Annotated in this window: 19 protein-coding genes and 1 tRNA gene; 9 read left to right on the top strand and 11 right to left on the bottom strand. The window is 30.4% G+C overall.

Annotation, left to right across the window (positions count from 1 at the left end):
* The first annotated feature begins 36 nt into the window (after positions 1-36).
* The 6 genes from frr (at position 37) to RHP49_08540 (ending at position 8072) form a co-directional block, all read left to right on the top strand.
* On the top strand, positions 37-594 hold the full coding sequence (frr, locus tag RHP49_08565) for a ribosome recycling factor (protein ID WNH14291.1): 558 nt from the start codon (positions 37-39) through the stop codon (positions 592-594).
* Positions 595-649: 55 nt separating this feature from the next.
* Positions 650-1921, top strand: a complete 1272-nt coding sequence (locus RHP49_08560; protein ID WNH14290.1) for a DUF5686 family protein — start codon at positions 650-652, stop codon at positions 1919-1921.
* A 47-nt stretch (positions 1922-1968) separates the two neighbouring features.
* A complete protein-coding gene (locus RHP49_08555; GenBank protein ID WNH14289.1) occupies positions 1969-4374 on the top strand; it encodes an MMPL family transporter in 2406 nt (801 codons plus the stop codon).
* Positions 4375-4490: 116 nt separating this feature from the next.
* Positions 4491-5924, top strand: coding sequence for an asparagine--tRNA ligase (gene asnS, locus RHP49_08550; GenBank protein WNH14288.1), 1434 nt, complete (start codon positions 4491-4493; stop codon positions 5922-5924).
* An 85-nt stretch (positions 5925-6009) separates the two neighbouring features.
* Entirely contained in the window at positions 6010-7467 is a 1458-nt protein-coding gene (gene rpoN, locus RHP49_08545) for an RNA polymerase factor sigma-54 (protein ID WNH14287.1), read from the top strand.
* Positions 7468-7652: 185 nt separating this feature from the next.
* Positions 7653-8072, top strand: coding sequence for a hypothetical protein (locus tag RHP49_08540; GenBank protein WNH14286.1), 420 nt, complete (start codon positions 7653-7655; stop codon positions 8070-8072).
* Here the strand turns inward: RHP49_08540 and RHP49_08535 are convergent.
* From RHP49_08535 to RHP49_08500, 8 genes are all read right to left on the bottom strand, one after another.
* Positions 8067-8759, bottom strand: a complete 693-nt coding sequence (locus tag RHP49_08535; GenBank protein ID WNH14285.1) for a porin family protein — start codon at positions 8757-8759, stop codon at positions 8067-8069. The two genes, RHP49_08540 and RHP49_08535, sit on opposite strands and share 6 nt — an antisense overlap.
* A 107-nt stretch (positions 8760-8866) precedes the next feature.
* Complete coding sequence (locus RHP49_08530; GenBank protein ID WNH14284.1) at positions 8867-9340, bottom strand: biopolymer transporter ExbD; 474 nt, start codon at positions 9338-9340, stop codon at positions 8867-8869.
* A gap of 31 nt (positions 9341-9371) precedes the next feature.
* Entirely contained in the window at positions 9372-9977 is a 606-nt protein-coding gene (locus tag RHP49_08525) for a biopolymer transporter ExbD (protein WNH14283.1), read from the bottom strand.
* Between the two features lies 1 nt (position 9978).
* A complete protein-coding gene (locus tag RHP49_08520) occupies positions 9979-10413 on the bottom strand; it encodes a hypothetical protein (protein WNH14282.1) in 435 nt (144 codons plus the stop codon).
* A 116-nt stretch (positions 10414-10529) separates the two neighbouring features.
* A complete protein-coding gene (locus tag RHP49_08515) occupies positions 10530-11303 on the bottom strand; it encodes a MotA/TolQ/ExbB proton channel family protein (GenBank protein ID WNH14281.1) in 774 nt (257 codons plus the stop codon).
* Between the two features lie 75 nt (positions 11304-11378).
* Positions 11379-11466: transfer RNA gene (locus RHP49_08510), tRNA-Ser, on the bottom strand.
* A 76-nt stretch (positions 11467-11542) separates the two neighbouring features.
* Positions 11543-12574, bottom strand: a complete 1032-nt coding sequence (locus RHP49_08505) for an asparaginase (protein WNH14280.1) — start codon at positions 12572-12574, stop codon at positions 11543-11545.
* Positions 12575-12578: 4 nt separating this feature from the next.
* The gene (locus RHP49_08500; protein WNH14279.1) at positions 12579-13346 is read right to left on the bottom strand and encodes a TatD family hydrolase; all 768 of its coding nucleotides are present in this window, start codon (positions 13344-13346) and stop codon (positions 12579-12581) included.
* Positions 13347-13428: 82 nt separating this feature from the next.
* Between RHP49_08500 and RHP49_08495 the strand changes: the two genes are divergently transcribed.
* Positions 13429-13869 carry a retropepsin-like aspartic protease gene (locus tag RHP49_08495; GenBank protein ID WNH14278.1) on the top strand — a complete coding sequence of 147 codons (441 nt, stop codon included), beginning with the start codon at positions 13429-13431 and terminating at the stop codon, positions 13867-13869.
* Between the two features lie 40 nt (positions 13870-13909).
* Positions 13910-14542: a response regulator transcription factor gene (locus tag RHP49_08490; protein ID WNH14277.1), complete on the top strand. Its 633-nt coding sequence runs from the start codon at positions 13910-13912 to the stop codon at positions 14540-14542.
* A 468-nt stretch (positions 14543-15010) separates the two neighbouring features.
* Here RHP49_08490 and odhB read toward each other — a convergent pair whose 3' ends face one another.
* Both odhB and RHP49_08480 read right to left on the bottom strand, forming a co-directional pair.
* The gene (gene odhB / locus RHP49_08485; protein WNH14276.1) at positions 15011-16219 is read right to left on the bottom strand and encodes a 2-oxoglutarate dehydrogenase complex dihydrolipoyllysine-residue succinyltransferase; all 1209 of its coding nucleotides are present in this window, start codon (positions 16217-16219) and stop codon (positions 15011-15013) included.
* A 38-nt stretch (positions 16220-16257) separates the two neighbouring features.
* Complete coding sequence (locus tag RHP49_08480; GenBank protein WNH14275.1) at positions 16258-18999, bottom strand: 2-oxoglutarate dehydrogenase E1 component; 2742 nt, start codon at positions 18997-18999, stop codon at positions 16258-16260.
* A gap of 156 nt (positions 19000-19155) precedes the next feature.
* Between RHP49_08480 and RHP49_08475 the strand changes: the two genes are divergently transcribed.
* On the top strand, positions 19156-19686 hold the full coding sequence (locus RHP49_08475; GenBank protein WNH14274.1) for an alpha-ketoglutarate decarboxylase: 531 nt from the start codon (positions 19156-19158) through the stop codon (positions 19684-19686).
* 2 nt (positions 19687-19688) lie between these two features.
* Here the strand turns inward: RHP49_08475 and RHP49_08470 are convergent, their stop codons facing one another.
* Entirely contained in the window at positions 19689-20120 is a 432-nt protein-coding gene (locus RHP49_08470; protein WNH14273.1) for an Rrf2 family transcriptional regulator, read from the bottom strand.
* Between the last annotated feature and the right edge of the window lie 19 nt (positions 20121-20139).

Raw genomic sequence — 20139 nt, 5'->3', positions numbered from 1 at the left:
TAATTTTTGTATTTATCGAACTTAAAGTTTAAAACAATGAACGAAGACATACAATTTATATTAGATAGCACTAAAGAAGCAATGGATAATGCTATTAAGCATTTAGAAAAACAATTGACTAACATTAGAGCAGGAAAAGCAAGTCCTGCAATGCTTGGGAGTGTTATGGTAGATTATTACGGATCTCAAACACCACTAAGTCAAGTCGCAAATGTAAACACACCAGATGGTAGAACAATTACTGTACAACCTTGGGAAAAAAACATGTTACAAGAAATTGAACGCGGTATTGCTTATGCAAATCTTGGTTTTAACCCAATGAATAACGGAGACACTATCATTATTAATGTACCACCTTTAACCGAAGAACGCAGACGCGATTTAGCAAAACAGGCAAAAGCTGAAACTGAAGATGCTAAAATAAGTATAAGAACAGCAAGAAAAGACGCTAATAACGACATCAAGAAAAATGAAGATGTTTCTGAAGACTTAAAAAAGAATGCCGAAATTGATGTGCAACAAATGACAGATAAGTACGTTAAAAAGGTTGACGACATTTTCGATATTAAAGAAAAAGAAATCATGACAGTATAATTTGAAAAGCGACTAAAATGTCGCTTTTTTTTATAAACCCTATTCCATTAAGCAAATGTTAAAGCATTGTTTTCTTTTTTTATTTGTTCTTTGTCATGCGCTAACCTATAGTCAAGCACATGCAAAAAACATTAATGAAATAACACAAGATTCTATCACAAAAAGTGAGTTTCTTAAACATCTTGGTAATGGATACCTTCCAACTAAATACTTCAACTTCGACTTAAGATATTTAATTAAATATAATCAATACGAAGCGCTTAGAACAGGGATTGGTGGGATTACTAATGATGCTTTCTCTAAAAAATACCGAGTTAATAGTTATGTAGTTTATGGATTTGGAGACGACCGTTTTAAATATAGCATTGGTGGTGGCTTTAGAATAGCAGAAAAAACAAATACTTGGCTTAATTTTTCTTATACTGATGATTTACAAGAAACAGGTAGCACGAAATTTTTAACAGACAAACGATTTTTTCAATTCTTTGAACCGCGCTTATTAAATATTGATTTATTTCATAAACATATTACAAAATCTATAGATTTAGAGCATCAGTTAACACCTCATTTATTAACAGAAACCCAACTTGCCTTAACTAAAATAGACCCTACTTACAACTACAGTTTTAATTTTGATGGCAACACATTTGAAAATTTCGATTTAAGCATTGCAAAAATAGCGCTTCAATGGAGCCCATTTAGTAATTATCAAACTTCACAGGGCGGTATCAAAGAAACTAAAGAAGGATTTCCCAAATTCACACTTCAGTATACAAAAAGCTTTAAAGATGTATTTAAAAGTGACTTTGGTTTTTCGAAATTAGATTTTAGAACCATTCATCAAATAGGAACAAAAGATAATGGTTTATCAGAAATCACATTGGTTTCTGGAATAACAAACGGAAATACACCTCTAACTCATTTATATCACGCTTATCCAAACAATATCAATAAGGAAACTATTTTACAACGTTTCTCTGTAGCTGGACTAAATAGTTTTGAAACCATGTTCTTTAATGAGTTCTTTTCTGATAAATTTGCAACGCTTCAAGTAAAGCATTACCTAAAACCTTTTCATGTTTCAAAACGATATAAACCACAACTTGTTATAATAACACGTTATGCAATTGGTGACATAAAAAAACCTGAAAGACACCAAAATATTACCTTTGGTTCCTTAAAAAAAGGGTATACAGAATCTGGATTTGAAATTAATAAATTGCTATTTGGCTTCGGATTAAGCTTCACATATCGATATGGTGCATATCACTTACCTGAATTTGGAGATAATGTTGCTTTTAAATTTACATTTAACGTCTCTTTATGAGGTAATACGGTGCTTTTTTCTAACTTTGCCCATCTTTTATATAAGGCATGTTTAAACTTTTTTCAAAAGACTTTTGGGACGTTACAGCAAGATTGATTTTACGTAATAAAATAATCATTCTTATTGGTATAGTTATAGCTACTTTACTTTTTAGTACGCAATGGAAATATATGCGTTTTACCTATACGGAGGCTAATTTACTCCCTGATGACCATGAGGTAAACAGAATCTATAATGACTTTTTACAAAAGTTTGGTGAGGAAGGAAACTTAATTGTAATTGGTGTAAAAGACAGCACTTTATTTTCTGTAGAAAAATTAAATGCTTGGAATAAATTATCCAATAGCTTTAAAAATGATACTGCTGTAGAATCTGTTATATCTATAAAAGATCTACAAAAACTAGTAAAAGATACTGAAAACGAGAAATTTGCTTTAGAACCGTTTATTAAAGACTCAATATCTACAATTAAGCAAATTGAAACACTTCAAAACGAACTTTTTAACAAGTATCCTTTTTACGATAACTTTTTATTCAATAAAGAAACAAAAACAATTAGAAGTGCCATATATTTAAATAAAGATATCGTAAACACTTCTGCTAGAAAAGACTTTGTTGTTAATATTTTAATACCAAACATTGAAGCTTTTGAGGCTAAATATAATTTAGATGTTAGAGTTTCTGGTATGCCCTATATAAGAACTTTAAATTCGCAGAATATTATTAAGGAAATAAACCTTTTTGTTTTTGCGGCATTGTTGGTAACCTCTTTAATTTTCTTTTTCTTTTTTAGGTCATTTAGAGCAACTATTATTTCTTTAATTGTTGTTTGTATAGGAGTTGCCTGGACTTTAGGAATCATTGGTTTATTAAGATACGAAGTAAGTGTATTAACGGCACTCATCCCTCCATTAATTATTGTAATAGGTATTCCTAATTGCATCTTTTTAATTAATAAATATCAGCATGAAGTTAAATTGCATGGGAATAAAGTAAAATCATTACAACGCGTTATTACAAAAATTGGAAATGCTACATTAATGACCAATGTTACTACGGCATCAGGCTTTGCTACTTTTATTCTAACGGAAAGCTCATTGCTAAAAGAATTTGGAGTTGTAGCATCACTTAGTATTCTAGCCATTTTCATCCTTTGTTTATTAATTATACCTATCATTTATACGTTTCTACCATATCCTAAGGATAGACATTTAGAACATTTAAATAAAAAGTGGATTGGTGGATTTGTTAATTGGATGGAATGGATGGTTCGTAAAAAACGTATTGCTATTTATGCTACTTCACTTATACTTCTTGTTGTTAGTATTATTGGCATTTATCAAATAAAAATATCGGGCAGTTTAATTGAAGATATGCCGCAAGAATCAGAATTTGTGAATGATATTCGTTTTTTTGAAAATGAGTTTAATGGTATTATGCCTTTAGAAATCATGGTTGATACAAAGCGTAAAAAAGGGGTTATGAAGCTTTCTACGCTAAAACGCATGAATGAATTAGAAGATTTAATTATTGAAACACCAGAATTATCTAAACCAATATCTGTTGTAAGTTTAGTTAAATATTCTAAGCAAGCATACTATAACGGAAATCCTAAATTTTATCAATTACCAACGTCTCAAGAAAACAGTTTTATTTTATCGTATGCTAAAAATTCAACTTCAAATGTAGACTTGCTTAATAATTTTGTAGATAAAACTGGACAATATGCTCGTATCACGACTTTTATGAAAGATATTGGCACAGATAAAATGGAACGTATTGAAGAAAATCTTCAAACTAAAATAGACAAAGTATTCCCTAAAGAAAAATACAATATTACGATAACTGGAAAAGCTTTAGTATTTCAAAAAGGAACTAAATACTTAGTTAAAAACTTAGCAATTTCGTTATCCCTTGCCATAATTTTAATCTCAATTTTTATGGCTTATATGTTTAGGTCTGCTCGTATGATTATAGTTTCTCTTATTCCTAACTTATTACCATTAGTTATAACGGCTGGTTTAATGGGTTATTTAGGAGTACCTATAAAACCTTCAACTATATTGGTATTTAGTATTGCATTTGGCATTTCAGTAGATGATACTATTCACTTTTTAGCAAAATATAGACAAGAATTACAGGCTAATAACTGGAAAATTAAAACATCTGTTTATGGGGCTTTACGAGAAACAGGAGTAAGTATGTTTTATACTTCAATAGTACTTTTCTTTGGTTTTTCAGTATTTACAATCTCAAGCTTTGGGGGTACAGTTGCATTAGGAGCTTTAGTTTCGGCAACGTTACTATTTGCAATGTTATCTAACCTATTATTACTTCCTTCTCTTTTATTATCATTAGAGCGTAGTATTGCCAATAAAGAAGTACTAAGAAAACCATCTATTAATATCATTCCTGAAGAGGATGATATAGAAGAACAGAATTTTAACATATAAATTACAGATTAGAACCTAATTATGTTAAATAAAACAAATTACATCAAATTTTTACGATTTATAATTTCAATTTTAATAATTTAAACCGTTATATTTACATTTCAAAACAAGTATTTATGCAATTACGTTCCGTTTCTGAATTATTAACACAAAACATTATTTTACCTGAAATAGAAATTAAAGGATGGGTTCGAACTTTTAGAGCTAATCGATTTATAGCTTTAAATGACGGTTCAACAATTAATAATATACAATGTGTTTTAGATTTTGAAAATTTTGATGAAGCACTTTTAAAAAGAGTTACAACAGGAGCAGCAATTCATATTAAAGGCGAATTGGTTGAAAGCCAAGGCAAAGGTCAGAAAGTTGAAATACAAGTAAATTACTTAGAAATTTTAGGCGATTCAGATCCTGAAACGTATCCTATTCAACCAAAAAAACACTCCTTTGAGTTTTTAAGAGAAAACGCTCATTTACGTACTAGAACAAATACTTTTAGTGCCGTAATGCGTTTAAGATCTGCATTATCATTTGCTATACATAAATATTTTAACGAGAACGGATTCTACTATATGCACTCTCCAATTATTACTGGGAGTGATGCTGAAGGCGCAGGAGAAATGTTTAAAGTTTCTTGTTTAGATGCTAAAAATCCACCCTTAAATGATGAAGGTAATGTTGATTACTCTAAAGATTTCTTCGGAAAAGAAACCAACTTAACCGTATCTGGTCAATTAGAAGCAGAAACCTACGCGATGTCATTGGGTAAGGTCTATACATTCGGACCTACTTTTAGAGCAGAAAACTCCAATACCTCACGTCATTTAGCAGAGTTTTGGATGATAGAACCTGAAGTTGCTTTTATGGATTTAGCTGGTAATATGGATTTAGCTGAAGATTTTCTTAAATATGTAATATCCTATATTTTAGAAAATAACCCTGAAGATTTAGAGTTTTTAAATAATCGCTTATTAGACGAAGAAAAGACAAAACCTCAGGCTGAACGTAGTGATTTAAGTTTAATTGAAAAATTAAATTTCATTACAGAAAATAACTTTAAACGTGTTAGCTATACTGAAGCTATAGATATTTTAAGAAACAGCAAGCCTAATAAAAAGAAAAAATTCAAATATTTAATTAATGAATGGGGCTGTGATTTACAGAGTGAACACGAACGTTTTTTAGTTGAAAAACATTTTAAATGTCCAGTTATTTTATTTGATTATCCCGCAAACATAAAAGCTTTTTATATGCGTTTAAATGAAGATGGCAAAACGGTTAGAGCCATGGATATTTTATTTCCTGGAATTGGCGAAATTGTAGGTGGTGCACAACGAGAAGAGCGCTTAGATATCTTAAAAGAAAAAATGGCCGCTATTAATATCCCTGAAGAAGACCTTTGGTGGTATTTAGATTTACGTAAATTTGGTACCGCAGTACATTCTGGTTTTGGGCTTGGTTTTGAGCGTTTGGTTATGTTTGCTACAGGAATGAGTAATATTAGAGATGTTATTCCTTTTCCAAGAACACCTCAAAATGCACAATTTTAGTCAATTTTCATAAAAAAGGAAAGTTGGCACAACTTTGGTAAGCTAATTCCTTTTTTTATCTTTGAGAAACAACCATAATTCGAACATGCTTAAGCAATATTTACAATTTAAATTATCGCAAAAACTATCACCGCAACAAATTCAATTAATGAAATTGATACAGTTGCCTACACAAGCATTTGAACAGCGTTTAAAACAAGAGTTAGAAGAAAATCCAGCTCTTGAAAGTGGTAAAGAAGATATTGAAAATGAGTATGATTCTGACTTAGACAATACTGATGATTTTAATGATAACGAAAGTATAAATGCAGACGATATTAATGTTGATGAATATTTAAGTGATGATGAAATCCCTGATTATCGTACGCAAGCAAATAATTATAGTAGTGATGATGAGGAAAAAACGATGCCTTATGCCGCTGGTACATCTTTTACCCAACACCTAATAAATCAATTAAACACCTATAGACTGTCTGATGAAGAACGAGATATTGCCGAATTTTTAGTTGGTAGTATTGATGAAAGTGGTTATATACGTCGTGAGTTAAGTGATATAATGGACGATTTAGCGTTCACACAAAACGTTTATACCACAGAAGAAAGCATTGAAAAAGTTTTAAAAATTGTTCATCAGCTAGATCCTGCTGGTGTTGGTGCTAGAAACTTACAAGAATGTTTAAGCATTCAGTTACACCGAAAAGAAAAAACACCAGATTGTCTATTAGCAATTAATATTATTGATAATGCATTTGAACAATTCACTAAAAAACACTATCAAAAATTACTTCAGAAATTTAATATTTCAGAAGTTCAATTAAAAGATGCTATTTCAAATATTGAACATTTAAACCCAAAACCAGGTGGCTCTTACGCTGGAAACAATAGAATTGTTGAACATGTGGTTCCTGATTTTGCTATAAAAATTGTTGATGGCGAATTAGAACTAACATTAAACGGAAGAAATGCTCCAGAGCTTCATGTCTCTAGAGAATATAACAACATGCTTAATGGCTATAAAGAATCTAAAGACAAATCGAAATCACAAAAAGACGCAGTTAGTTTTATAAAGCAAAAACTAGATGCCGCTAAGTGGTTTATTGAAGCCATAAAACAACGTCAACAAACTTTATTTATTACAATGAGTGCTATTATGCACTACCAAAAAGAGTACTTTTTAACAGGAGATGAACGCAATTTAAAACCGATGATCCTTAAAGATATTGCAGATGAAATTTCTATGGATGTTTCTACAGTATCAAGAGTTGCAAATAGTAAATATGTTGACACACCTTATGGAACAAAACTGATAAAAGAATTCTTTTCAGAATCCATGAAAAATGATCAAGGTGAAGATGTTTCAACAAGAGAAATTAAAAAAATATTAGAAACCGTTATTGAAGAAGAAGACAAAAAAAAACCATTAACAGACGAAACATTAGCTTCTATTTTGAAAGAAAAAGGATATCCTATAGCACGACGTACAGTTGCGAAATACAGAGAACAACAAGATATCCCAGTAGCTAGGTTACGTAAAAAAATATGATGAATTGGCTTTTAAAATGCATATCGTATATCTTGCATCCATTATTAATGCCCCTTTTAGGTGTCCTTTTTTATTTTTCAAAATCGCCTAGATATATACCTAGTGAAATTATACACGCAAAAATAGTTTCTCTTGTTATACTTACCATAATCCTACCTATACTACTCTATTTTTTGCTCAAAACATTGGGAAAGGTAAACTCTATTTACTTAAAAAGCACTAATGAACGTATCTACCCGCTAGCATTAAATTGCATTGTTATTCTTATTGTAATAAAGCGTATTTTAACTCCAACACAAGTTATTGAACTTTACTATTTTTTTGTTGGTATATTAATTTCTACAATGACCTGTTTACTGCTTGCTGTATTTAAGTTTAAAGCAAGTATACATATGATTTCTGTATCTGGAGTCTTTATGTTTTTTTTAGCTTTAAGTATTCACTTTAGCATCAATATTAATGGTGCTTTAGCTTTAATGATGATTGCAATTGGAGCTGTTGCAACGTCTAGATTACATTTAAAAGCGCATACCTACAAAGAATTAATTATGGGTTTATTTGTTGGTCTAATTCCACAACTTATATTAGTCCCCTATTGGTTATAGAATATAAAACATTAAACCAATTTTTATAGCATTCATGTTTAATGACTGTCCATCAACATTAACATTATTAGAAAAAATAGAATTTAAAGCATAATACATGTAAATATTCCAAGTATTGTAACCTGCACTTAATGTTAAAGCATACTGAAACTTATTAAAATCCTCAATATCTGTATATTTAAAACTGCCTAAATCTCCTATATATTTAGTGGTATGCGCAAACATATAACTAAACTTAAAACCTGTATAAATACGCCAAAAATTATATTCTGATGGTGTTGAGGTACGCCATCTAAATTCTAAAGGTAGTTCAAGTAAATGCCTAGAAAACTTATTTTTAGTATATGTTTTATCATCATCTAAAATAGTGTAAGATACCGCTCCTAAATTATCTTTACTAATAAGTAAGTTTTCATTAAAAGAATTAACAGAATATCCCATACCAATACCAATAGCAACATTTCTATTGTTATTGATAGGCATATCTTTAATAAAACCTAAATGAAAACCACTAGAAAAACCACTTTGAGATAAATCTGCTGGCTTATTTCCAAATAAATTATTCGTTACACCAATATAAAACTGATCTTCTTTATAAAGTGAATCAATTATTTTATTTACTTGCTCTTGTGCATCTATTTTTTGTACAAAGAACATAATACTTATAAAAACAAATAATCTTTTCATCTAAACTAGATTTTAATATAATATAAATACTCAAATATATAACTTAATAAAAAAGGGCATTCTATTTAAGAATGCCCTTTTTTATTAACAAATTAAGATTATTTTACTTAATTATTCAATGCATCACCACTACCTGTTGTGTAGTTAATTTTTAATGCATTAACCTTTCTTAGTTCTTGCTTAACATCACCAACAATACCCATATTAGCATCTTTATCTACTTTTAAAGATACCGTTAAAAATGGAATAAGTTCTTCTCTTAGTGCAGCCCTTTCTGCTCCTATAAAAGCAGCTACTTCGCTAACATCAGCAAACTTATCATTTAACTGTATTCTCGCTGCTGTACCAAATTTCTTATAGTTATCACTAGGCCTTCCAATATATATATAACTAACAGGATTCTTTTTATCAAGTTTCTCTATTTGGTTAGCTAAAGGCAAAGCATTTTTAATCATAAGTGTATCTTCTCTCATTACGGTTGCAACCATAAAAAAGAATAATAACATAAATACAATATCTGGTAATGATGCTGTGTTAATTGGAGCTAATCCTCCATCCTTTTTCTTTTTAAATTTAGACATATTAATCTCTATTTATTTAATTCTAAATTACCTATTGTACTTCCGATAGTTTCTGAGGAATCAATTCTTTAATTTGATCAATAACAGCTTTCAACTTATCCTTATTTCCAGGCCATTGAACACTTTTATAGTTTTCTTGCATTTGAACAAAATCCATGCCTGGAAACCCTTTTTTAGGTCCTAATTGAAGTGCCAATCTATTTCTTAATACATTATAAGCTGCAACTAATTCATTTTGTACAGATATGTATGCTGAATAAGAAGTTTCTCTATCATTCGCTAACGAAATAATTGCTTTTGTTGGATTATCAGATGAAGAAGAGTTTTTCTTCCCTTGACAAAAACTACAAGAACCATCTCCATTATTATCTAAAAATTCAACAGCTGCTGCTCTTAAATCTTTAAGTTCCATGTTCTCATCTTCTACTAACAATTGGTCATTCTTATTTAATAAAACAGTAAAAATATTTTTCTGTTTTATAATAACATCTTGTTCTGAATCATCAATAGGTGGTAATTTTCGGTTTATACCAGAATCCTTTTCTATAGTAGTTGTAACTAAGAAAAAGATTAATAGTAAGAAAGCAATGTCGGCCATTGAGCCTGCATTAACTTCCGGTGCTGCTCTTTTTGCCATATTATTTTGCCATTTTTTTAATTCCGAAAAACAACATAGAGCCTCCTGCTATTAAAAGAAGTAGATAGAACAACCATAGTCCTGCTCCTAATAATTGAGAGCCGCTTGCTGATAACGATCCACCATCCTTTAATGGTGTTTCTACTCCATTAGCTAATCCAAAATAACAAATCGCTGATAGTAGAGCAAATACACCAAGTCCTTTTAATGTACTTTTAAGTTTATCTCCATCAGAGAATATGTTTTTCAAACTAAAAATAACTACAAAAGCTAAAGTTAAAAAGAAAACAATATATCCAATATACATAAACGTATTTACAGATCCACTAGATTCTCCAGCTTTTATCGCTTCATCTCCTGCTGATATTATCATAGCTAGAAATACTATAGAAAGTATACCTACAACTGCTAATAATATGGTTAATATTTTTTTCATCTGTTTAAATTTTATTGTGTTAAATAAGTCAGATGTAATTCGCCAATAATCATTTTAAGTTCATTATAACCTTAAATTGACATGGCTCATTTCATAATACTTACAATTTTAAATTATTACTTCTTGTTTCTAATTAACAAGTCCATTAATGTAATAGAAGAATCTTCCATATCATTAACAATGCTATCTATTTTAGCAATAATATAATTGTAAAAAATTTGAAGTATAATTGCAACAACTAGACCAAATACTGTTGTTAAAAGTGCTACTTTAATACCACCCGCCACTAATGAAGGGTTCATATCTCCAGCTGCTTCAATTTTATCAAATGCTTGAATCATACCAATTACAGTACCCATGAAACCAAGCATTGGCGCTAATGCTATAAATAAAGAAATCCAAGATACATTCTTTTCTAATTGTCCCATTTGTACACCACCGTAAGCTACAACAGCTTTTTCAGCAGCTTCTACACCTTCATCAACTCTATCTAAACCTTGATAGAAAATAGAAGCAATAGGTCCTTTTGTGTTTCTACAAACTTCTTTTGCAGCTTCAACACCACCAGATGATAATGCATCTTCAACAGATTGAGTTAATTTTTTTGAATTTGTTGTAGAAAGGTTTAAAAAGATAATTCTTTCAATAGCGATTGCTAAACCTAGAATTAAACATAAAAGTACTATTCCCATAAATCCTGGGCCACCTTCAATAAAACGCTTTTTTAATTCTTGATGAAATCCTAAATCTTCAGCTGCTGCTGCGTCAGGCTCTTGAGTAGTTGTTGTTACAGTTGTTACTGCTGCACTAGTGCTTGTGTTTGTAGTTGCATTAGCAGTTCCGAATGCCATCATTCCAGCGATAGCAAGGATAGAAAATAATCTTTTCATGTTCTCGATCTTAATTTTATTAGTTAAAGTGTTAAAGATATAAAAAATAAAGTAATTAAAAGTAAAAAATAACAGCAGAGAGGAAGGGATTCGAACCCTCGATACCCTTTTGAGGTATACACACTTTCCAGGCGTGCGCCTTCGACCACTCGGCCACCTCTCTGTATTTAATCTAAGTTAAATTACAGGGTATGAAATAACGAAAAAAAGTTTAAAGGCTAAAATTTTATCAGTTAAATTTAAGACATTTCTCCTCTAAGGGGTTTTTCAAAGATATTTTTAAATTTTATACTTGAAATATTTTGCCCTAACATAAACATTAGCTTTCCAATTGCAGCTTCAGTAGTAATGTCCTTTCCTGATATAACACCAATCTCTTTTAACTGATTACTAGTCTCATAGTGTCCCATCATAACACTACCACCAGAGCATTGTGTTATATTAATAATGTATATCCCTTTTAAAATTGCTTCTGTTAGTATCTCAACAAACCATTTTTCAGTAGTACAATTTCCAGACCCGAAAGTTTCAATAATTACAGCTTTTAGCTTAGGAGAATTAATAATTCCACTAACTATTACCTCTGAAATGCCCGGAAACAGTTTTATAAGGGCTATATTATTATCTAATTTTTTATGAACTATTAAAGTTTTATTCAAATCAGGTTTGAATAAATATTTGTTATTAATCTTTAAGTGCACTCCTGATTCTGCTAAATCTGGATAATTAAAGGAGGCAAAAGCTTGAAAATCTTCTGCATTAATTTTTGTAGTTCTATTGGCGCGATATAATTTATATTCAAAATATAAACACACTTCTTTAATTAAAGGTTTGTTTTCATGTTTTAATGACGCTACCTGAATAGAAGTTATTAAATTCTCCTTGGCATCGGTACGCAAATCTCCAATAGGCAATTGTGAACCTGTAAACACGACAGGTTTTGCTAAATTTTCTAACATAAAACTTAATGCAGAAGCGGTATAACTCATGGTATCACTTCCGTGAAGTACCACAAAACCATCAAAATCACTATAATTATCTTCTATTATATCAACTATTTGCACCCAATATTCGGGTTTCATATTACTAGAATCTATAGGTTTCTTAAATGAAACTGTATCTATATTACAATCTAACAACTGTAACTCTGGTATTTTCTCTAAAAGAGTTTTAAAATCGAAAGCTTTTAACGTACTTGTTTTAAAATCCTTAATCATACCTATAGTACCACCTGTGTATATAAGTAATATGTTCGCTTTTGATTTTTTCATATTTCTAAACTTTAAAAACCTCTTTCGAATTTTGAGTTGTAATATTTGCAACTTCTTCTGGAGTTATATTATATAGGATAGATAATTTCTCTAACACCTTTAATATATATAGACTCTCATTTCGTTTACCTCTATATGGTACAGGTGCTAAATATGGTGAATCGGTCTCTAATACAATATGTTTTAAATCTATTTGATTTAGAAACTGATCAATCTTTCCATTTTTAAAAGTTGCCACACCTCCAATACCTAATTTCATATTATAAGAAATAGCCCGATGTGCTTGCTCCAAGTTTCCTGTAAAACAATGAAATATTCCGAATAAATCATCACTTTTTTCACTTTCTAAAACTTCAAATATTTCATCGAATGCCTCTCTGCAATGAATATTAATTGGTAATTTATATTGTTTTGCTAATTGTATTTGATATTTAAATGCTTCTTGCTGAATTTCTAATGTCGATTTATCCCAATATAAATCTATACCAATTTCACCAACAGCATAAAATTTTCGACTTGCAAGCATCTCTTCTACATGTTTTAATTCCTCTTTATAATTATCTTTTACATGTGTAGGATGTAAACCCATCATTAAGAAAACATTGTTTGGATAATCTTGTTCTAGTTGAAGCATAGATGTAGTATAAGTAGAATCAATGGCTGGAATAAAAAACCTAGACACGCCTTGTTGCATGGCTCGATTTATCATGTCGTTTCTATCTTCATCAAAAGCTTCGCTATATAAATGGGTATGCGTGTCTGTAACTATCAAATATTAAAGTTTTAAATTTTTACTTCTATTATTTTGTAAAAATAATTGTTTTTACATCATTATATTTGTTTAAAATCAATTTATGGCAAAGCTTCAACAATTTCTTCTTGACAAAGGCTACACTAAAGTAAAATTACATTTAACACAAACCAACCATTTTGAAATTAAAGCAACAATAAATGGACATAAAGGTTTATTCATTTTAGATACAGGAGCATCAAGTTCGTGTGTTGGCTTTGAAGCCATTGAAACTTTCAATCTAAAAGTTAAAGATTCTGAAATTAAAGCTGCAGGAGCTGGAGCAACCGACATGGACACTAAAATGTCTAAAAAAAATAAAGTTAAAATAGGAAAATGGAAAAACGATAAAGTTGTTTTAGTTTTATTTAACCTTAGCCATGTAAATACAGCTTTAATTAATCATAATTCAAAACCTGTAGACGGTATTATTGGCGCAGATATTTTGAAAAAAGGAAAAGCCATTATCGATTACGAAAAGAAATTTCTATATTTAAAATTATAACTAATTATAATCATCTATTAATAGCATTTATCCCTAACTAATGAATACCTCAATTGTAATTGCAGACGACCACCCTTTAATGTTACGAGGCTTAACAGATTTTTTATCTTCTAAAAACTTTAATATAGTTGGAAGCGCTTCCGATGGAAATAGTGCTTATAACCTTATAGTAAAATTAAAGCCAGAAATTGCTATTCTTGATATAAGAATGCCGCAGAAAACAGGCTTAGAAATTGCTGAGGCTTGTCAAAAAAACAACCTTTCAACCAAAATTATCCTCATCACTTTTGATAAAGAAGAAGAATTATATGATAAAGCTAAAGCCTATAATGTTTATGGCTATATTTTAAAAGATTTTGCTATTGAAGAAATTGAAACTTGTATTGACAATGTTCTTAATAATAGACCTTATTTTAGTGAAGAAATTGGCTCCTTTTTAAAACATAATGGTTATAATGAAAAACCAAAAGGCTTGGACTTATTAACTAAATCTGAACTAAAAATAACAAAACTTATTTCTGAAAATAAAACCAGCCAAGACATTGCTGAAGAACTAAATATTTCTATACGTACTGTAGACAAACATAGAAGCAATATTGTAGCTAAACTTTGCTTAGATAATAAACCTACGTCACTTTCTATTTGGGCAAACGTTAATAAAACTCATTTATAAAATACGTAGAAGTGCGTATTTTTTTTCACATTTATATCCTATACATTTACAGTGCTATTAATTAGTTCTTAGGGAGAATTATAGAAAACTCTAAATTGTTATGATTTAGAGTTTTCGCTTTTTATAAACTTCCATTATATAAAATACGTATATGTACTTATTTTATATATCCTTATTACAATATACTTTTACAGTACTATTAATTAATTCATTAAAAAAGGCATTATCAAATTACCCTGTGCTCTAATAGCATAGAGTTTAAACTTGTATAAATCAAAAAGAAACCTATTTATAAGCCCAAACTATGAAAAAAAACAATAGTACTCTAGAAAAATACCTTGCAATTGGATTAGGTATATTAGTAATTGTTATTATATCAATTAATGTTATTATTAATATAATATAGACTGTTAATAAAAAAAATAGCCACCAAAATGGCAGCTATTTTTATAAAATTATTTTTGTAGACTAAAGCTCTAAAGCCTTTTTAACATCATTATTCATTAATAATTCTGTTGGATTTTCTAAGGCTTCTTTTACAGCCACTAAAAAGCCTACACTTTCTTTTCCATCAATTATTCTATGATCATAAGATAAAGCTACATACATAATAGGACGTATTTCAACTTTTCCATCAATAGCAACAGGACGCTCTACAATATTATGCATTCCTAAAATACCACTTTGTGGCGGGTTTATAATTGGTGTAGATAACATACTTCCAAAAACACCTCCATTTGTAATAGTAAAGGTTCCTCCTGTCATTTCATCAACTGTAATTTGACCATCTCTAGCACGAAGTGCTAAACGTTTTACTTCAGATTCTACACCTCTAAAACTTAGGTTTTCAGCATTTCTAATAACTGGTACCATAAGTCCTTTTGGTCCAGAAACAGCTATACTAATATCACAAAAATCATAAGTCAGCATTTCTTTTCCATCAATCATAGAGTTTACTGCTGGATACATTTCTAAAGCCCTAACAACTGCGAGGGTAAAGAAACTCATAAACCCTAAACCAACACCATGCTTTGCTTTAAAGGTTTCTTTATATTCATTACGTAACGCAAAAATAGGAGACATATCAACTTCATTAAAAGTAGTTAACATAGCTGTTGTATTCTTAACTTCAACTAAACGCTCTGCTACTTTACGACGTAACATAGACATTTTACTTCTAGAAGTTCCTCTATTCCCTCCTGTTGGAGTTCCCATAGAAGGAATCGCATTTATAGCATCATCTTTAGTAACTCTACCGTCTTTTCCTGTTCCAGAAATTGAAGCAGTATCCATACCTTTTTCTGCTAAAATCTTCTTTGCAGCAGGACTTGCAGAACCTGTAGCATACGTTTTAGCTTCTGGCTCAGCAGCTTTAGGAGCTTCAACCTTTGGTGCTTCTTCTTGTTTTTCAACTTTTGGAGCATCTCCTTCTGGTTTTTCCGCACTTGTATCAATTAAACATACTATAGCACCAACAGCTACAGCATCACCTTCTTCAGCTTTGAGTGTAATAATTCCACTAGCTTCCGCAGGTAATTCAAGTGTTGCTTTATCACTATCTACCTCAGCAATGGCTTGATCTTTTTCTACATAATCTCCATCCTCTACTAGCCATGTTGCTATTTCTACTTCTGTAATAGACTCGCCTGGTGAAGGCACTTTCATTTCTAAAATCATTTTTTATAATTTTATTTTAATTGATTTTCTTTTTTTAACTAATTTTTATCAAAAACAGCATTAATAACACGACGCTGTCTGCCTTTATCTCGTGTACTAGACCCTGGAGCTGGAACCGAACTAAATGGTCTAGAATAAACTTCTAATTTAACCAAATCCATACGTTGTAACATATAACTCCAAGCTCCCATATTTTTAGGTTCTTCTTGTGCCCAAGCATATGTTTTAACATTAGGATAACGACTTATTATTTCTTGAATTTTTTCTAAATGCAAAGGAAATAATTGCTCAATTCTAACTAAAGCAACATCATCTGATTCTATGACTTCCCTTTCTGCTAATAAATCATAATAGAATTTACCTGTACAGAAAACAAGTTTCTTTACATTTTCTGGATTTATTGTATCGTCTATAACTTCTTGAAAGTTACCTGAAGCTAATTCATTTAAACTTGAAACTGCTTTTGGATGACGTAATAAACTTTTTGGTGTAAAAACTATTAATGGTTTTCTAAAATCGCGCTTCATTTGACGACGCAATAAGTGATAAATATTTGCAGGTGTTGTACAATCTGCAACTATCATATTATCATCACCACAAAGTTGTAAATAACGTTCTATTCTTGCCGATGAGTGTTCAGATCCTTGCCCTTCATAACCATGTGGCAATAAAACAACAATACCATTTTGCGCTTTCCATTTATCTTCTGCTGCCGATAAATATTGGTCAAATATAATTTGAGCACCATTACTAAAATCTCCAAATTGTGCTTCCCAAATAGTTAATGTATTTGGATTTGCCATGGCGTAACCATAATCAAAACCTAGCACACCATATTCTGATAAAAAGGAATTAAAAATATCCATTTTACCTTTATTCTCTGGGTTTGTGTTTAATAAATTAATACGTTCTTCTGATATTTCATCACGTAAAATAGCATGTCTATGACTAAATGTACCACGCTCAACATCTTGACCAGATATACGCACATTAAATCCTTCTTCTAACAAACTACCATAGGCTAAAGTTTCAGCCATTCCCCAATCTAAAGTATCGGTTTCAAAAACCATTTTTGATCGTCCGTCAAGAATTCTTTCGGCTTTCCTTAAAAACTTAACACCTTCTGGAACTGTTGAAACAATTTTAGAAATATTTTTTAAATTATTTTCAGGAAATGTTGTGTCTGCAACTTTTAACATACCTTCTAGCCCTTGTCGTTGAAAATTAGTCCAACGTTCTTGCATAAATTCTCTAACTTTAGAAGATTCTGCCTCTTTTGACTTTACATACTCACTCTCTAAAGTCTCTTTAAACTCTGAAACAATAGTGTCTAAATATGTTTTATCAATAGTATTTTCAGTAATTAATTTACTAGAATATAATTGAAAAGGGTTTTTATGCTTTGCTATTTCTTTATATAATTTTGGTTGTGTAAAACGAGGTTCATCACCTTCATTATGTCCATATTTACGGTAACCCAACAAATCTATATAAACGTCTTTCTTATATCGCATTCTATAGTCTAAAGCTAACTCTACAGCATGTACAACAGCCTCAGCATCATCTGCATTTACGTGTAAAACTGGTGATAAAGTTACCTTTGCAACATCTGTACAATAGGTGCTTGAACGCGCATCTAAATAATTAGTAGTAAAACCAATTTGGTTATTAACAACAATATGAATAGTACCTCCAGTTTTGTAACCATTTAATTGACTCATTTGAGCTACTTCATAAGCAATACCTTGACCTGCTATAGCGGCATCTCCATGCACTATTATTGGTAATATTTTTTGATCGTCTCCTTCGTAATCTGTGTCAATTTTTGCTCTTGTAATACCTTCAGCAACCGATGCAACCGTTTCTAAATGTGATGGGTTTGGCACCAAATTCATTTTTATGGTTTTACCATTTTGATAGGTTTTATCTAAGGTTAACCCTAAATGGTATTTAACATCTCCATCTATATCTTCGTCTTCAAAATCTTTACCATCAAACTCACTTAAGAGTTCGTTCATTGGTTTTCTAAAAATATTTACGAGTGTGCTTAAACGCCCACGGTGAGCCATTCCTAAAACACATTCTTTTACATCATATTTTTCAACAGCATAAAAAAGCACATTACTTATTGCTGGAATTAATGATTCACCTCCTTCTAGAGAAAATCGTTTTTGCCCAACATATTTTGTTTGCAAAAAGTTTTCAAAATTCACCGCTTGGTTTAATTTCGAAAGGATATATTTCTTTTTATCTGGTGAAAAATTAGGTTGATTATCATTAAAATTTAATTTACCCTGCCACCATGAAATCACTTCAGGATTACGTAAATACATATATTCTACGCCTATAGAACTGCAATAAATCCTGTCTAAATGAATAATAATTTCACGTAAAGTCTGGGTGCCAATACCCAAAATTTCACCTGCATTAAAAACAGTATCTAAATCGTTTGCGGAAAGACCGAAATTTTCAATATCTAATGTTGGTGTATAGGTTCTTCTATTTCGTACAGGATTTGTTTTAGTAAACAAATGCCCTCGCATTCTATAACCATCAATAAGTTTTATAACTTGAAATTCTTTCTGTAGGTATTCTGGCATTTGTGCCGAAACACCTTCTACTATTTCACCCTCTAATCCATAATTTTCACTACCAAAATCATAACCTTGAAAAAAAGCTCTCCAACTAGGTTCTACACTATCTGGGTTCTGTAAATATTGATCGTATAAATCGGCAAAATATGCTGTATGTGCTGCGTTTAAAAAGGAAAATTTATCCATTATTATTATAATTCACTATCGTTTACTCAAATTTGGGGTCAAAAATACAACTTTTAAAAAAATTAGGTGTTTCTTTTACTATATTTATAAGATAACAAGAATCGTTATCATCAATAAGCAATATTTTGTGTTAATTTTTTAATGAATTATAAATTTATGCCCATATTTTCTATAATCAACAAAACAAAACTATTAATTTTCTTAATTGTTTTTTGTTTTGTTCATTTCTCTTATGCACAAGATAAAACAAATGATCTCTGGAAAGGTGTACGTTTTGGAGGTGGTTTTGGTTTAAATTTTAGTGACACCTTTTTTAGTGCAACTATTGCTCCTAGTGCTATATATGAATTTAATGAAATAATAGCCCTTGGTTTTGGACTTAATGCAACCTTTAACAATCAAAAAAGCATCTATAAATCTACTATTTTAGGCGGTAGTATTATTAGTCTTTTTAATATTATTAATGAAATTCAACTTTCGGCAGAATTTGAACAACTTAACGTAAATAGACGCTATAATGTTAACTTAAATATTGAAGACGATAATTATTGGATTCCTGCTTTATTTTTAGGTGCTGGATATAGAAATGGCAATATTACTTTTGGCATTAGATATGATATTCTGTATAACAATCAAAAAAGTATTTATGCAGATTCTTGGGCGCCTTTTGTGAGGTTGTACTTTTAGCCTTATAGTGGTAAAAACGAATTTCCAGATTTAACATCTAATGATAATTCCTTAATAGTTTTATCTTTCAAATTCTTTAATATTTCATCTCTCGAAGCACTTAATATATTATGTAAAGGACAAGGTTTTGTCTCATTACAACTTCCTAAACTTAACATACAAGTACTCAACTTTTTTTCTCCGTCAATAACATTTATAATACTAAAAACAGACTGCTCTTTATTTTTATCATCTAAATAAAATCCGCCCTTAGGACCTCTAACAGAAGATACTATATTAAACCGAACTAGATCCTGAAGTAATTTAGCAATATATGCCTGCGGAACATTAATAGGTTCGGCAATATCCTTAACCATTACCTTTTTTTTCTTACTTGAATTTAAAGCCAAAAATGTAACGGCTTTAATGGCATATTTTGAAGATTTTGAGAGCATTTTAGAATATAAATAAATT

This window comes from Flavobacteriaceae bacterium HL-DH10, from assembly GCA_031826515.1.
GTDB lineage: Bacteria > Bacteroidota > Bacteroidia > Flavobacteriales > Flavobacteriaceae > Thalassobellus > Thalassobellus suaedae.
This window is presented reverse-complemented; position numbering and strand designations above follow the sequence as displayed.

Bases quoted from the DNA above. Each gene is read 5' to 3' on its own strand.
- frr (WNH14291.1), top strand. From the start codon at position 37: ATGAACGAAGACATACAATTTATATTAGATAGCACTAAAGAAGCAATG.
- RHP49_08560 (WNH14290.1), top strand. From the start codon at position 650: ATGTTAAAGCATTGTTTTCTTTTTTTATTTGTTCTTTGTCATGCGCTA.
- RHP49_08555 (WNH14289.1), top strand. From the start codon at position 1,969: ATGTTTAAACTTTTTTCAAAAGACTTTTGGGACGTTACAGCAAGATTG.
- asnS (WNH14288.1), top strand. From the start codon at position 4,491: ATGCAATTACGTTCCGTTTCTGAATTATTAACACAAAACATTATTTTA.
- rpoN (WNH14287.1), top strand. From the start codon at position 6,010: ATGCTTAAGCAATATTTACAATTTAAATTATCGCAAAAACTATCACCG.
- RHP49_08535 (WNH14285.1), bottom strand. From the start codon at position 8,759: ATGAAAAGATTATTTGTTTTTATAAGTATTATGTTCTTTGTACAAAAA.
- RHP49_08530 (WNH14284.1), bottom strand. From the start codon at position 9,340: ATGTCTAAATTTAAAAAGAAAAAGGATGGAGGATTAGCTCCAATTAAC.
- RHP49_08525 (WNH14283.1), bottom strand. From the start codon at position 9,977: ATGGCAAAAAGAGCAGCACCGGAAGTTAATGCAGGCTCAATGGCCGAC.
- RHP49_08520 (WNH14282.1), bottom strand. From the start codon at position 10,413: ATGAAAAAAATATTAACCATATTATTAGCAGTTGTAGGTATACTTTCT.
- RHP49_08515 (WNH14281.1), bottom strand. From the start codon at position 11,303: ATGAAAAGATTATTTTCTATCCTTGCTATCGCTGGAATGATGGCATTC.
- RHP49_08505 (WNH14280.1), bottom strand. From the start codon at position 12,574: ATGAAAAAATCAAAAGCGAACATATTACTTATATACACAGGTGGTACT.
- RHP49_08495 (WNH14278.1), top strand. From the start codon at position 13,429: ATGGCAAAGCTTCAACAATTTCTTCTTGACAAAGGCTACACTAAAGTA.
- RHP49_08490 (WNH14277.1), top strand. From the start codon at position 13,910: ATGAATACCTCAATTGTAATTGCAGACGACCACCCTTTAATGTTACGA.
- odhB (WNH14276.1), bottom strand. From the start codon at position 16,219: ATGATTTTAGAAATGAAAGTGCCTTCACCAGGCGAGTCTATTACAGAA.
- RHP49_08480 (WNH14275.1), bottom strand. From the start codon at position 18,999: ATGGATAAATTTTCCTTTTTAAACGCAGCACATACAGCATATTTTGCC.
- RHP49_08475 (WNH14274.1), top strand. From the start codon at position 19,156: ATGCCCATATTTTCTATAATCAACAAAACAAAACTATTAATTTTCTTA.
- RHP49_08470 (WNH14273.1), bottom strand. From the start codon at position 20,120: ATGCTCTCAAAATCTTCAAAATATGCCATTAAAGCCGTTACATTTTTG.